The organism is Hydrobacter penzbergensis (assembly GCF_900106985.1).
Classification (GTDB): domain Bacteria; phylum Bacteroidota; class Bacteroidia; order Chitinophagales; family Chitinophagaceae; genus Sediminibacterium; species Sediminibacterium magnilacihabitans.
The window spans coordinates 121,708-136,355 of sequence record NZ_FNNO01000009.1; the positions used below are offsets into that span (position 1 = coordinate 121,708).

The following is a 14,648-nucleotide window of genomic DNA, read 5'->3' on the forward strand; positions in this document are numbered from 1 at the left end:
GGATTACAAAAATAGTGCATTCACCAAAGGAAAGAGATGATCAACGCAACAACACGTCAATTTAACGAAATAAAATCCAGCTCATATACCGTTGTGGGATGAATGGTATGATAACGGGTGGGTACTCCTTAAGCACCCAGGCGGTGAAACAGTTCTTTCACCTGGTAGCCCCATAACTGGCTCTGGTCTTTGATCTCTGCTTTTTCAGCAAAATCCTTGATCAGGAGTATGGTCTGGTTTGAAATCTCGGTCTTCTCGATCCTGAATTCGAAATATTCGGTTTTATCAGTATGCTGCCAGTGGAAACGGATGAATTTGTCTTGCTCCAGGTCCAGCACGTCTGCCTTATCGGGCGTGCCGCCATTCCATGAAAAACTGTATACATTTTCCCATTCATCTACTTTATCTGCAAACCACTCCTGCAAACCGGCAGGTGTAGCTAAAAACTCATACAATATTGTTGGTGAACACCTGACGGGGAATTCCAAAGTAAATAGTTGCTTCTTGCTCATTACATTCGCTTTATACCTAGCTTGATCGCAGGTCTGCAATAATATTAAATAATCAACACCGTCCAAATGTTTTTTTGGCCGGCAGTGACCCGCAATGGGTCGAAAAAATACCCTATTTGACAAATGAAGTATAAATCATTGTGCTTCAGGTTATTGCAATGAATATTTTTTTTGACCGCATCGAAAAAATACTTAAATTGCTTTAGATAGGTGACGCAAGGAGTCCCGCAGCGTGTCTGCGGTTTATAATGGACATTTTCCGCTATACAAAATCAACCTTCTACCATACAACCTTAAACTTGCTTTTTTATGAGCATGCGTCAGCTAAAAATCACGAAATCCATCACCAATCGTGAGTCCCAGAGCCTGGAGAAATATTTACAGGAGATAGGGAAGGTTGATCTGATCAGTCCCGAAGAAGAAGTGCAACTGGCCATGCGCATCCGTCATGGAGATCAGCGGGCGCTGGACCGCCTGGTAAAATCGAACCTGCGTTTTGTGGTATCGGTTGCCAAGCAATACCAGAACCAGGGGCTCACTTTACCCGACCTCATCAACGAAGGCAACCTGGGACTTATCAAAGCGGCGCTTCGTTTTGATGAGACAAGGGGTTTCAAATTCATTTCTTATGCGGTATGGTGGATCAGGCAAAGCATATTGCAGGCATTGGCCGAGCAGAGCCGTATCGTGCGGTTGCCTTTGAACAAAGTAGGGCTCACCAACCGCATCAGCAAAGCATATCAGCAACTGGAACAGGAATACGAACGCGAACCCACGTCGCAGGAACTGGCCGACATGCTGGAGATCAGCCAGGAAGAAGTGGCCGCCACCATGAGTGTGGGCTTCCGGCATGTGAGCATGGATACCCCGCTTTCCGAAGGGGAAGATGGTACGCTGATAGACGTGATGGAAAATCCCAATGCAGAGAAAACAGATGAAAAACTGGTGCACCACGAATCCCTGCGGATGGAGATCGAAAGGAGCTTGAAAACCCTTACCGAAAGACAGAAAGATGTGGTCTGCTTTTTCTTTGGCATAGGGGTAGACCACCCGTTGAGCCTCGAAGACATCGGCGAGCGGTTCAACCTCACCCGGGAAAGGGTTCGGCAGATCAAGGACAAAGCCATTACCAAGCTGCGCAGCACCAGCCGCTGCAAGCATTTAAAGGTATACCTGGGATAAACCCGATTCGCACTATATTTGCACCTCTTTTTAAGATGAACCTGATTGGTTCATTTTTTATTTGTGAAAGATTGAAACCAGCGTACCATGTTCAATTCACTCAGTGAAAAACTCGAATCGGCGTTTAAGAACCTCCGCGGAGAAGCGCGCATCAACGACCTGAATGTTGCCAATACTGTCAAAGACATCCGCAGGGCACTCATCGATGCCGATGTGAATTTCAAGATAGCCAAAGAGTTCACCGATAAGGTGAAGGAAAAAGCGGTAGGAGAGAAAGTGATCAATGCCATCAGCCCCGGGCAGTTGATGGTGAAGATCGTGAAAGACGAACTCACCGAGCTCATGGGCGGTACCGAAGCGCAATTCAACATCACAGGCAATCCTGCCATCATACTCATTGCCGGGTTACAGGGTAGTGGTAAAACCACTTTCACCGGTAAGCTGGCGCATTACCTCAAAACAAAAAAAGGTAAATCACCCCTGTTGGTAGCGGCCGATATCTATCGCCCTGCGGCGATTGACCAGTTGACCGTGCTGGCAGAACAAGTGGGTGTGGATATTTACAGCGAGCGCGAAAACAAAGATGCCGTAGCGATTGCCCAAAATGCGATCAAAGAAGCGAAAGCTAAAAATAAAAATGTGATCATCATCGATACGGCGGGGCGACTGGCCATCGATGAAGCGATGATGACCGAAGTGGCCAATATCAAACAGGCGGTGAATCCTGCCGAGATATTGTTTGTAGTGGATTCCATGACCGGACAAGACGCGGTAAACACCGCCAAAGCTTTCAATGACCGGCTCGATTTCAGCGGTGTGGTGCTTACCAAGCTCGATGGTGATACACGCGGTGGTGCGGCTTTATCTATCAAGTACACGGTGAACAAACCCATCAAGTTTGTTAGTAGTGGTGAGAAGATGGATACACTGGATGTGTTCTATCCTGAAAGGATGGCACAACGTATCCTGGGCATGGGTGATATTACTACGCTCGTAGAAAAAGCCCAGGCGCAGTACGATGAAGCGGAGGCCAAAAAACTGGAGAAAAAGATCCGCAAGAACCAGTTCGATTTCCAGGATTTTCTCGACCAGCTTGCACAGATAAAAAAAATGGGTAATCTGAAAGACCTGATGGGTATGATTCCCGGTGTGGGCAAGGCCATCAAAGATGTAGATATCAACGACGATGCTTTCAAAGGCATCGAAGCCATGATACAGTCCATGACACCTTTCGAGCGGTCCAATCCCGATGCAATGACCCCATCCCGCAAGGAAAGGATCGCCAAGGGCAGCGGCAAGAGCATACAGGAACTGAATGCCTTTATGAAGCAATTTGAGCAGATGAAACAAATGATGAAAATGATGAATAATATGCCCATGGGAGGCAGGTTCCCCGGTATGAAGCGATAGTTTTTACAGAATCATAACAAGTTTGGTAGACTAGTACTTTGATTTTCTAAGATTTTGGGCTAATTTCGCGGTCTGATTTGTTAACTAATTTCTTAACGCCTTTAAATTTCTATTTAACATGGCAGTCAAAATGAGACTACAACGCCACGGCAGCAAAAAACGGCCCTTCTACTTCATTGTAGTAGCCGATGCACGTGCGCCAAGAGACGGTAAGTTCATCCAAAAGATCGGAACTTACAACCCGCTTACTGTACCCGCTACCATCCAGCTCGATCGTCAGAAAGCACTGGAATGGCTGCACAAGGGAGCTCAGCCCACCGATACAGTTCGCCGTATCCTCTCTTTCAAGGGAGTATTGTACCTGAAGCACCTGCTGAGGGGTGTGAAACTGGGACTGTTTGATGATGCTACTGCAATGACCAAATTCCAGGCATGGCATAGTGAGCATGAAGCAAGCATCGCCCGTCGTAACGAAGAGCACAGAAAAACCCAAAGAGCCCGTAAAGCTTACACCCCCGTAGTAAAGAAGGTGGAAAGCAAACATGAAGAAGCTTCTGAAGGAACTGCTGAAGCTTAATGGGATAAAACCATAGTTGCAAAGCCCCGACATTGTTGGGGCTTTGTTTTTATTTTTACTGCATGAATGATTATATCCATATTGGTAAGATCGTAGCCAGTTTTGGTTTGAAAGGAGAAGTGATACTCAAGCATGCATTGGGTAAGAAAACCACTTTCGCCGGACTGGAAGCCATCTTTGTTGAAGAAGTGAAAGGCGCTTACCTGCCTTATTTCATAGAATCTTCAAAAGCGAAAGATCATTCCGAAACCTATATCAAACTGGAGGGTGTTCATACCAAAGAAGCCGCCAACCGGCTTGCTACACGCAATGTATGGCTGCCCGAAGCCGATTTCCGCAAGCTGGCCGGCAAATCTGCCCCCATTTCATTGCTGGGCTTTGAACTCATTACTGATGAAGCCGAACATTTAGGCCCTATTGAAGAAGTGATCGAACAACCACATCAGGTGTTGTTGCGCATCAACCTCAATGGCAATGAAGCATTGATACCCTTACATGCTGAAACATTGAACAGCATTGATCATGCACGAAAAGAAGTGCATGTTACCCTACCGGACGGACTGCTGGATATTTACCGCTGATCCTTTTGAAATCTCTCTAACTTAGTGGACGTATGGCAGAACAGCAGCGTTATATTGCCCATTTCGATCTCGATTCTTTTTTTGTGAGTGTTGAATTGTTGCAGCAGCCTGCCCTGAAAGGAAAAGCAGTGATCGTGGGTGGTACACCTGAAAGAGGCGTAGTGACTTCCTGTAGTTACGAAGCGCGGAAATTCGGCGTACGCAGTGCTATGCCTATGAGCAGGGCTATGAAACTTTGTCCGCATGCTGTTGTACTCCGCGGCACACATACTGAATATCGCCGCTATTCCCAATGGGTAACCGATATCATCGCCGCCAAAGCCCCTTTGTTTGAAAAAGCGTCGATCGATGAATTTTATATTGATCTCACAGGTATGGACCGTTTTTTCGATCCGTATCAATGGACCATTGACCTGCGGCAGGAGATCATCGACAAAACCCAATTACCCATTTCATTTGGTTTGGCTGCAAATAAAATGGTAGCCAAGATCGCTACCGATGAAGCCAAGCCCAATGGTTATCTTTTTGTTCAACCCGGGAAAGAAAAAGATTTCTTAGCTCCGTTGCCGGTAAACAAATTTCCCGGAGTGGGTGAACAAACTTTCCTGCTGCTCAAAGCGATGGGCATCCATACCATACGCGACCTGAGCGAGACACCTGTTGCGATACTTGAAAAAAAATTGGGCAAGACCGGCGCTGACCTCTGGAAAAAATCGCAGGGCATTCACAACGGCCAGGTACACGCTTATCATGAAGCAAAATCGGTATCGAGTGAAAACACGTTCCATGAAAATACGGCCGACACAGATTTCTTATTGAGTGAATTGGTGCGGCTCACAGAAAGGGTGGCTTTTGAGTTAAGGAGGGATGAAAAGCTGGCTGGATGCATCGCTGTCAAGATCCGTTATCCCGATTTTGAGACCACATCAAAACAAACAACCATTTCCCGTACACTACGCGATGATGAACTGATACCACAGGCCATTGAACTCTTCCATCAATTATACCGCAAAGGACAGTCCGTTCGCTTGCTGGGCGTGCGGTTGAGTGAGCTCACCAACCATGCTGTGCAGGGCAGCCTTTTTGATGATGCTGAAAGAAAAAACAAGCTGTATAAAGCCATTGACGAGGTAAAGAATAAATTCGGGAAAACCGCCCTGAAAAAGGCAAGAACCCTTAAAAAAGGAAAAGAGTAAGAATATTTTTTAAAATAAGTCTACCAGTTTGGTAGGAAATAAGTATTTTCGTGATCCAAAAAATAATCACCATGAGTTTACGTTTAGGGGACCTGGCGCCCAACTTCAAGGCCGTAACCACGGCAGGCAATATCGATTTTCACGAGTATTTAGGCAATGGATGGGGTATTCTTTTTTCCCACCCTGCCGATTATACACCGGTTTGCACTACTGAATTGGGCAAAACGGCTCTTTTACAGGAAGAGTTTGCCAAACGCAATGTGAAAGTGTTGGCGCTAAGCGTTGACCCGCTCGATAAACACAATGGATGGGTGAATGATATCAACGAAACACAGCATGTTACTGTTGGTTTCCCCATCATTGCCGATGAAGATAAATCCATTGCCAATGCTTATGGCATGATCCATCCCAATGCATCAGAAACATTTACCGTTCGCTCCCTGTTTGTGATTGGTCCGGATAAAAAAATCAAACTCACCCTTACTTACCCCGCATCAACCGGAAGGAATTTCCACGAAGTATTGCGTGTGATCGACTCTTTGCAACTGACAGCCAATTACAGCGTGGCTACGCCTGCCGACTGGAAAGAAGGCGAAGATGTGATCGTGGTTCCCTCTATCAGCACTGCAGATGCGATCCAGAAGTTCCCCAAAGGTGTGAAAGAGGTGAAGCCTTACCTGCGTTATACGCCACAGCCCAACAAATAAAAGCAAGCAATCGATATTTTGTTCTCAGCCAAAGGCCCTGGTAATTTGATTACCGGGGCTTTTTTTTGATTAACTTTCACCAAACTGTATCATCCATGAGAAAACTGCTACTTTTCTTTTTTATGAGTTGCATGGCAGGTAACCTGCTGGCGCAACGCACCATTATCCATTGTGGACAACTGGTAGATGTTCAGCACCTGCAATTGCTGAAAGAAATGACCATCATAACAGAAGGCAATAAGATTGCTGAAGTACAGAAAGGTTATGTAAATGCCGGTCCTGCCGATAAACTGATCGATCTGAAGAACAGAACGGTGATGCCCGGATTGATTGATATGCATGTGCACCTGGAATTGGAAACCAATCCCAACAGGTACATGGAAACCTTCACATACAACCCGGCAGACTATGCATTCCAGTCGGTGGTGTTTGCCGGTAAAACCCTGATGGCCGGGTTTACCACCGTTCGCGACCTGGGTGGATCGGGCGTGAATATTTCATTGCGCAATGCCATCAATAAAGGATTGATCGTGGGCCCACGTGTATATACTGCGGGCAAAGCTATTGCCACTACAGGCGGACATGCAGACCCAACCAACGGTTACCGCAGAGACCTGATGGGTGATCCCGGTCCGGCTGCCGGCGTAATCAACGGCGCCGATGATGCTATGAAAGCCGTTCGCCAGCGGTACAAGGAAGGAAGCGATTTGATCAAGGTCACTGCATCAGGCGGTGTGCTGAGTGTGGCCAAAAGCGGTGAGAACCCACAGTTCACAGATGCAGAACTGAAAGCCGTTGTAGAAACGGCAAAAGACTATGGTTTTAAAGTGGCGGCGCATTGTCACGGTGCAGAAGCCATGAAACGCGCCATACGTGCAGGCGTGAACTCTATTGAACATGGCACTTATATGGATGATGAAGTGATGGAACTGATGAAGAAAATGGGTACCTATTATGTACCCACCATCATTGCAGGAAAATCTGTTGCCGATTCGGCTAAAAAGCCCGGTTATTTTCCGGAGTTGGTTGCCCCCAAGGCATTGGCCATCGGACCTAAAGTGCAAAACACATTTGCCAGAGCATACAAGACAGGCGTAAAGATTGCGTTTGGTACAGATGCCGGTGTTTATGCCCACGGCAAGAACTGGATGGAATTTGTGTACATGAATGAAGCCGGCATGCCTGCGTTGGAAACCATCCGGGCTGCAACGCTTTCTGCTGCCGACCTGCTGGGCGATGATCGCCTGGGTGTGATCGAGAAAGGAAAGCTGGCCGATATTGTTGCGATCGATGGTGATCCGGTAAAAGACATCCGGTCTATGGAGAAAGTAAAATTTGTAATGAAGAATGGTATTGTATACAAGCAGGATTGATCAGAAACTCCACTTGCGTAATTGCTGCAGCAATGCGCGGAGTTCTTTGGGCAATTCGGCTTCCAGTTCAAAACGTTCTCCGTTCAGTTCAAAGCTCAACCGGTGGGAATGCAATGCCAGTCGTGACAACAAAGGCCTTTCTTCTTCCGCGGCTTTGGAAAGTTTGAATTTCTTTTTAAGGGCTGATAACAGAACAGGCTGCGCGTCGCCATAGAGCTCGTCGCATACAATGGGATGCCCTATGTGCTGCATGTGCAGCCTGATCTGGTGCGTGCGCCCGGTATGGATGCGGAACTGCATCCAACTGTATAAACGGAACGATTCCAATACTTCATAATCGGTCAGGGAGGCTTTGCCTTTTACATGCGTGATCATTTTGCCGGTCTTGCCGGGATGTTCCATGATGGAAGCGTCAACACTGTCTTGTTTGTTAAAGGGAATGCCCTGCACAAGGCCCTGGTAATATTTTTCTACTTCACGTCCTTCGAACGACTGCGATAATTGTTTGTGCGTGGCTTCATCTTTCGCAAATACAATGATGCCGCTGGTGTCTTTATCGAGGCGGTGAACAGTGTAAATTTCGCCGTACCTGTCTTTCAGTAATTGCTTCAAAGAGAGTTCCTGTCCCAAACGATCGGGGATACTCAGCAGCCCCGCAGGTTTGTTTACTGCAACAAAATATTCGTTCTCGAAAATAATTTCCGGCTTCATGGAGATGATAGTTGTTAGTTGGCAGTTGTTAGAGGGTAACGATCTTTTCTAGACAGTTTTTTTAATGAAGGAGTTGTTGAGGAACTTCAACAGTCTCACTTCTTTTTCGTTGAGATAGCGCCATTTGCCGCGGTCTACATTTTTCTTGGTGAGATTGGCGAACATCACGCGATCCAATCCTTTTACATCGTACCCCAGGTGCTCAAAAATACGGCGCACGATGCGGTTGCGGCCGCTGTGTATTTCAATACCTACGATGTTTTTACTTTTTGTATCGGCATAGCCAACAGCATCGGCCGATACAAAACCATCTTCCAGCGTTACACCCGATAAAATGGCGTCCAGGTCTTTTTTGATAACAGGTTTATCGAGCGTTACTTCGTATATCTTTTTAACTTCAAAAGAAGGGTGGGTGAGTTTTTGCGCCAACTCGCCGTCGTTGGTAAGCAGCAGTACGCCTGTTGTGTTTCTGTCGAGACGACCCACCGGATATATGCGTTCTGTGGTAGCGCTTTTAACAAGCTCCAGCACGGTTTTCCTGCCTTGCGGATCGTTTGAAGTAGTGATATAATCTTTTGGTTTATTGAGCAAAACATAAACGGCATTTTTTTGCAGGAAAACCTGCTTGCCTTTTACAACTACTTTATCTTTTGCAGAAACCTTATATCCCGGTTCAAATATTTTATCACCATTCACCACTACTTTCCCTTCTTTCACCAGTTCTGCTGCTTCTCTTCTTCCGCAAACGCCTGCATGTGCAATGAACTTGTTCAGCGGCATCAACTCCGATGATTGTTGGCTTATGGTTGATTGGGGAATGACCTGCTGCTGACCGGTAGCTGATTTTGCGGCAGCCGGTTGACGGGTGTTTTTTTGATGATTGGTTGTTGGCTTTTGGTGTTTGATCTCTTTTCCTTCTTTCACTCCCCGCATCTTATCCAGCTTTTTCTTGCGGAACTCTTCGCCTGCAGCCCTGGCTTCGGCCTTGACCTTTTTCTTTTCCTGGCGGATGGATTCTTTGATAGCACTGCCTTTCTTTTTATTGGCAAACTTGTTGAAGTTGTCGGTACGTTTTTTTTGCATTTGTATTGATTTGCTGTTTTACAACAGGTCCCTCGACTCGCTTTGCTCGCTCGGGATGACGGTATGTTTATTTATCCTTTATTGGCCAATTGTCCGCAAGCCGCGTCTATGTCCCTGCCACGACTCCTTCTCAACCGGGCATTCACATGATTGGCCTCCAGTATGTTCATAAAACGCTGGATATCGTCTTCATCGGGCTTCGTGAATTTAAAAGCATCGATGGTATTGTATTCGATGATATTGACCAGGTCGGCAGGAATCTGCCTGAATACTTTCACCAGTTCTTCTGCATCCTGCTTGCTGTCGTTCAGGTCTTTGAAAAGAATATATTCCAGCGTGATCTCATTTCCCGTTTGTTTGTAGAAATAATTCAGGGCTTCGATCAACGCTTTGATATTGTTCGATTCGTTGATGGGCATGATCTCGTTCCGCTTGGCATCATTGGCTGCATGGAGCGATAAAGCCAGTTTGAAACGCACCTGGTCATCACCCAATTTTTTGATCTGCTTGGCAACACCGGCAGTGGAAACCGTAATGCGCCGCGGACTCATGAACAATCCATCTTCCGCCGAAATGCGCTCTATGGCTTTCATTACATTGGAATAGTTGAGCAAAGGCTCGCCCATACCCATGAAAACAATATTGCTCAGCTTCTGGTTATAAGCTTGCAGACTTTGCTGGTTGATGAGCACCACCTGGTCGTATATCTCGTCGAAGTGCAGATTGCGCTTACGTTCGATATATCCGGTGGCACAGAACTTACAACTGAGACTGCAACCGATCTGCGACGATACGCAGGCTGTTTTGCGGTCCTCGGTAGGTATCAGCACACCTTCTACCAAATGTCCTTCTACGGTTTTGAAGCGACTTTTAACAGTACCGTCGTTACTGAACTGGGTGGCATCTACCTGCAGGGCAGGCAATGAGAAATCTTGTGCCAGCTTTGCGCGCAGGTCCTTACTCAGGTTGGTCATTTCCTCAAAGCTATGCGCGTGCTTCTGCCAGAGCCATTCGTGCACTTGTTTGACACGGAATTTCTTTTCGCCTATCTGTTCAAAATAAGCTGTCAGTCCATCCAAACCCAGGTGCCTGATATTCTCCCGCTGTGTATCCATCCTGCAAAGATACCGCTACATATTCTATCTTGCGCATCAATGAAACATAAGCCCCTTTGATATGCAAACCTGTTATGTAATAGATGCGGTAAGAACACCCATTGGCCGTTATGGCGGAAGATTGAGTGCCACCAGGCCCGACGACCTCCTGGCACTGGTGATCACCGCCCTGATCAACCGTAATCCCGGTATAGATGTTTCCAGGATAGAAGATGTGATTGCCGGCGCTGCCAACCAGGCGGGTGAAGACAACCGCGATGTGGCGCGTATGGCTGCGTTGCTGGCGGGCTTGCCCATCAGTGTAGCCGGCAATACTGTTAACAGGCTTTGTGCCAGCGGGTTGCAGGCCATCATGGATGCAGCCAGGGCCATCATGTGCAATGAAGGCATGTTGTATATCGCAGGAGGCGTGGAAAGTATGACGCGCGCGCCTTTTGTAACCGCTAAGAGCGATGGGGCCTGGAGCCGTAAAACAGAAACTTATGATACTACCATCGGCTGGCGCTTTACCAATAAGAAACTGACCGAAATGTATCATCCTTACAGCATGGGCGAGACCGCAGAGAATGTGGCCCGCGAATGGGAGATCAGCAGGGAAGAGCAGGACCTTTTTGCGCTGGCTTCGCAGGAAAAATATGCGGCGGCACTGGCCGCAGGTAAATGGGATGATGAGATCGTGGCGGTAGAAATGGTGAACGATAATATGGTGAACTGGTTCGTACAGGATGAGCATCCCAGGCAAACCTCATTGGAGAAACTGGCGGGATTGCGTCCGGCTTTCGCGAAGGACGGAACCGTTACGGCAGGGAATTCATCGGGCATCAACGATGGCGCCGCTGCGGTATTACTGGCCAGCGAAGAAGCAGTGAAAGTATTCAACCTCACACCGCTGGCGCGTGTGGTAAGCATGGGTGTTGCAGGCGTGCATCCCGGCATCATGGGTATTGGGCCCGTACCGGCGTCGGAGAAAGCGTTACAGCGGGCGGGACTTACCGTGAAGGCCCTCGATCTTATAGAACTCAATGAAGCCTTCGCTTCACAAAGTATTGCCTGTATGCGTGAACTGGAACTCGATCATACCAAAGTGAATGTAAATGGTGGTGCTATTGCGCTTGGTCACCCGCTGGGATGCAGCGGGGCACGTATTTCCGCTACTTTATTACACGAGATGCACCGGCGTGAATTGAAATACGGGCTCGCTACTATGTGCGTGGGTGTAGGCCAGGGGGCCGCTGTTGTATACGAAGGCTTGTAATTACTGCATCGTCATCCTGAGCGAGCGAAGCGAGTCGAAGGAACTGCTGGAGACTCGGGCAGATACCTCGGCTGCCCCTTCGACTCGCTTCGCTCGCTCAGGGTAACGTTGCTCGGGATGACGGAACGGTTCATTGATAATAAGTAGGGTCTAAATGAAAAAGCCCATCGGCTTGTTGCCAGTACCAGAATTTTTTCCTGTAGATAATGTATTTACCGCGGGCGCTTTTCGAAACATATCCTTCGGGTACATATAACACTTTTGGAGGAATCATTTTATACCGGTACACCAGGTTCTTTTTTTGTGCAGGTGTGAAAGACCTGGCTAAATTGGAGAGATGTACTTTGGCCGCGATATCGGAAGGGAGTCTGTCTTTCGATGTAACAATATTGCCCGACCCGTCTACCACGATGAGGGGGCTTCCCAAAATAGTTGGATTGATGATTGCAGGTGAATCTGCGTGAGCAGACGGCACCGTTGTGTTGGGTGGAACGGACTTGCCTGGCAATGTAGTTGCAGGAGGTGCGTTGTTTTTGGAAGGAACGGTTTTCCGGTGACAGGCAGCAACCAGCACAACGAAACATAAAGCAATAACCGGGATTCTCATGGTATCAGGAATTGACTACCCAATCCACCGAATATTGTGCCAAAGTTTAGAAGGAACGGCCGGCCAACGCTGATTGGGGGATGGTTTGCTGTTGCCCATCGCTCAATTGACGAACCACGCAAGTGCCTGTTTCCAGTTCTTTGCTGCCAATGATCACTGCAAAAGGGATCTGCTTTTTCTCAGCATATTTAAATTGCTTATCGAACTTGCTGTTTTCATGATACAACTCAGCCGCAATACCTTTTTCCCTCAGTTGCTGCATCAATACAAACGCCGCTTTACTCTCTGCATCGCCCAAATTAAAGAATAATACACGGGTACCTGCCTGAACTGCATCGGGAAACAGTTGCAATTCTTCCATCACATCATAAATCCGGTCAACTCCGAAACTGATGCCCACCCCGGGCACATTGGGTACACCGAACAAGCCGGTGAGATCGTCGTAGCGGCCACCGCCACCAATACTGCCCATTTGCACATCCAGCGCCTTCACTTCGAAAATGATACCCGTATAGTAGTTGAGGCCGCGGGCCAGGGTGAAATCTGTTGTGAGTGGTGAATTATTGTTTGTTAGTTGTGAAAAGGAGAGCAGGTATTCGATTTCTTCAATTCCTTTTTGTCCCGTTGTGTTGTTGCCCAGCAGCGAACGCAGTTGATTTATTTTACCGGCATTGTCGCCTTCGATGTGCAGGTAGGTTTCGATGGTAGCCACCTGTTGGGTATTCAATCCGCGCTGGATCAATTCTTCCTTCACTTTTTCAATACCAATTTTATCCAGCTTGTCAACAGCAATGGTAATATCGGTCATTTTATCGGCCCCGCCACATATTTCGGCCAATGCAGCCAGTATTTTGCGGCTGTTGATGCGTATCTCAACACGTACGCCCAATTGCGCAAAAACAGTAGCGTAGATATTGGCCAATTCTACTTCATTCAACAGGCTGTAACTGCCTACCACATCCGCATCGCACTGGTAGAACTCGCGGTACCGGCCCTTTTGCGGCCTGTCGGCACGCCATACCGGCTGTACCTGGTAACGTTTGAAAGGCATGGTCAGCTGACCATGGTTCATGGCCACATAACGCGCAAAAGGAATGGTAAGGTCATAACGAAGCGCTCTTTCCGTAATGCCCTTCGTGTTTTTTCCCTGCAATACTTTTTCGAAATCTGCTGTGGCTGCGTCGTGTTTGGCAGGATTATCCAGTCCGTTGTTGAGTATTTTGAAAATGAGTTTATCTCCTTCTTCGCCATACTTACCCATGAGTGTGTCGAGGTTTTCCATGGCAGGCGTTTCCAGCGGCTGGAAGCCATAACGCTCGAATACGGTGCGGATGGTATTGAAAATATACTGGCGCTTGCGAACAACGGCTGCGCTGAAATCCCTGGTGCCTTGAGGTAATCCCGGTTTGCTCATGAAAATAGTATCTGAATATTGTTGAATTAATGAATGGATGCTGGCTCGTATTTATAAATGATCTGCTCACAGGCCTTATCGATCATCCCGAATACTTCGTGGTAATCTTTTTCGGTACCATACCAGGGGTCGGGTACACTCTTCTTTTCGCCGGGATACAATTCATCCAGTAACAGCGATACTTTACCTGGCTGCCAATAACGACCACTCATTCGTTTTACTTCGGCATAATTATCGACATCCATAACATAGATGCGATCAAAATCATCCATGTCTTCGGCAGCAAACTGCCGGCACTGCTGGGAACTGATGTCTATTCCGTTCAGCTTCGCTACTTTCTGCGAGAGATGATGAGGTGGTTCGCCTACATGGTACCCGGCAGTGCCGGCGCTGTCTATCTGCCAGCGCAAACCCCGTGAATCGGCCTTCTGCTGCAAAATACCTTCTGCGAGCGGACTGCGGCAAATATTACCCAGGCATATCATCAGTATCTTCATAGCACAAAGATAATAGGCTGCGGCCAATCTGGCTCTGTGGCGGACAAACATGAAATTTTATGCATTATGGAAAATACTGGCCCCCTGCATCTTAATAATGAAATGCGGGTTTTCGAAAAATGCATGATTTTTTAATGTGTAGCGAATACAATTATTAACTAAATTGCCCGCCCCTGGGTTCAACTTTTTGTTAAATGGAGAACGAGCTGAGAGATAAACGACGTAAAAGTTATACTTTGATGCGTCGTATTTATGACTTTACAATGGCCCTATTGATTCTTGGAATGGCTGTAGTGATGCTGGGAGCGGCTAAATTCAACATTGAGCAATTTTTGGGAATTGATAACACGTTCCGGTATCTCTTCGGCGGGCTCTGCCTGCTGTATGGAGGGTTCCGGTTGTACAGGGGATTCAAGAATGATTATTAG

16 protein-coding genes are annotated in these 14,648 nt (G+C 47.3%); 9 read left to right on the top strand and 7 right to left on the bottom strand.

All coding sequences use genetic code 11. The features are described 5' to 3' along the window. Window positions 1-128: 128 nt before the first annotated feature. A complete protein-coding gene (locus BLU98_RS11160; RefSeq protein ID WP_026768092.1) occupies window positions 129-512 on the bottom strand; it encodes an START-like domain-containing protein in 384 nt (127 codons plus the stop codon). A 315-nt stretch (window positions 513-827) separates the two neighbouring features. On the opposite strand from BLU98_RS11160, the gene BLU98_RS11165 reads away from it, so the two are divergent. From BLU98_RS11165 to BLU98_RS11195, 7 genes are all read left to right on the top strand, one after another. Next, window positions 828-1,694 carry a sigma-70 family RNA polymerase sigma factor gene (locus BLU98_RS11165; RefSeq protein WP_092724168.1) on the top strand — a complete coding sequence of 289 codons (867 nt, stop codon included), beginning with the start codon at window positions 828-830 and terminating at the stop codon, window positions 1,692-1,694. 87 nt (window positions 1,695-1,781) lie between these two features. Further along, complete coding sequence (ffh, locus tag BLU98_RS11170) at window positions 1,782-3,104, top strand: signal recognition particle protein (RefSeq protein ID WP_092724102.1); 1,323 nt, start codon at window positions 1,782-1,784, stop codon at window positions 3,102-3,104. Between the two features lie 118 nt (window positions 3,105-3,222). Further along, entirely contained in the window at window positions 3,223-3,681 is a 459-nt protein-coding gene (rpsP, locus tag BLU98_RS17970; protein WP_092724103.1) for a 30S ribosomal protein S16, read from the top strand. Between the two features lie 62 nt (window positions 3,682-3,743). Next, the gene (gene rimM, locus BLU98_RS11180) at window positions 3,744-4,262 is read left to right on the top strand and encodes a ribosome maturation factor RimM (RefSeq protein ID WP_092724170.1); all 519 of its coding nucleotides are present in this window, start codon (window positions 3,744-3,746) and stop codon (window positions 4,260-4,262) included. Window positions 4,263-4,294: 32 nt separating this feature from the next. Next, complete coding sequence (gene dinB / locus BLU98_RS11185; protein ID WP_092724104.1) at window positions 4,295-5,458, top strand: DNA polymerase IV; 1,164 nt, start codon at window positions 4,295-4,297, stop codon at window positions 5,456-5,458. 71 nt (window positions 5,459-5,529) lie between these two features. Further along, window positions 5,530-6,165, top strand: coding sequence for a peroxiredoxin (locus BLU98_RS11190; RefSeq protein WP_092724105.1), 636 nt, complete (start codon window positions 5,530-5,532; stop codon window positions 6,163-6,165). Window positions 6,166-6,260: 95 nt separating this feature from the next. Continuing rightward, on the top strand, window positions 6,261-7,538 hold the full coding sequence (locus tag BLU98_RS11195; protein ID WP_092724106.1) for a metal-dependent hydrolase family protein: 1,278 nt from the start codon (window positions 6,261-6,263) through the stop codon (window positions 7,536-7,538). On the opposite strand, the gene BLU98_RS11200 is transcribed toward BLU98_RS11195, so the two are convergent. The 3 genes from BLU98_RS11200 to rlmN form a co-directional block, all read right to left on the bottom strand. Beyond that, window positions 7,539-8,249: an RluA family pseudouridine synthase gene (locus BLU98_RS11200; RefSeq protein WP_092724107.1), complete on the bottom strand. Its 711-nt coding sequence runs from the start codon at window positions 8,247-8,249 to the stop codon at window positions 7,539-7,541. Between the two features lie 48 nt (window positions 8,250-8,297). Further along, window positions 8,298-9,332, bottom strand: a complete 1,035-nt coding sequence (locus tag BLU98_RS11205; protein ID WP_092724108.1) for a pseudouridine synthase — start codon at window positions 9,330-9,332, stop codon at window positions 8,298-8,300. Window positions 9,333-9,403: 71 nt separating this feature from the next. After that, a complete protein-coding gene (gene rlmN, locus BLU98_RS11210; protein WP_092724109.1) occupies window positions 9,404-10,447 on the bottom strand; it encodes a dual-specificity RNA methyltransferase RlmN in 1,044 nt (347 codons plus the stop codon). Window positions 10,448-10,508: 61 nt separating this feature from the next. Here rlmN and BLU98_RS11215 point away from each other — a divergent pair, with 61 nt between their 5' ends. Beyond that, window positions 10,509-11,702 (top strand): thiolase family protein, encoded by a 1,194-nt coding sequence (locus BLU98_RS11215; RefSeq protein ID WP_092724110.1) that lies wholly within the window; start codon window positions 10,509-10,511, stop codon window positions 11,700-11,702. Between the two features lie 130 nt (window positions 11,703-11,832). Here BLU98_RS11215 and BLU98_RS11220 read toward each other — a convergent pair whose 3' ends face one another. From BLU98_RS11220 to BLU98_RS11230, 3 genes are read right to left on the bottom strand one after another with little or no spacing between them, the layout of a single operon-like run. Continuing rightward, window positions 11,833-12,309 (bottom strand): hypothetical protein, encoded by a 477-nt coding sequence (locus BLU98_RS11220; RefSeq protein ID WP_092724111.1) that lies wholly within the window; start codon window positions 12,307-12,309, stop codon window positions 11,833-11,835. 46 nt (window positions 12,310-12,355) lie between these two features. Next, the gene (hisS, locus tag BLU98_RS11225) at window positions 12,356-13,723 is read right to left on the bottom strand and encodes a histidine--tRNA ligase (RefSeq protein WP_257574916.1); all 1,368 of its coding nucleotides are present in this window, start codon (window positions 13,721-13,723) and stop codon (window positions 12,356-12,358) included. Window positions 13,724-13,749: 26 nt separating this feature from the next. Further along, complete coding sequence (locus BLU98_RS11230) at window positions 13,750-14,220, bottom strand: low molecular weight protein-tyrosine-phosphatase (RefSeq protein ID WP_257574917.1); 471 nt, start codon at window positions 14,218-14,220, stop codon at window positions 13,750-13,752. A gap of 194 nt (window positions 14,221-14,414) precedes the next feature. Here BLU98_RS11230 and BLU98_RS11235 point away from each other — a divergent pair, with 194 nt between their 5' ends. Then, window positions 14,415-14,648 carry a hypothetical protein gene (locus BLU98_RS11235; protein ID WP_026768078.1) on the top strand — a complete coding sequence of 78 codons (234 nt, stop codon included), beginning with the start codon at window positions 14,415-14,417 and terminating at the stop codon, window positions 14,646-14,648.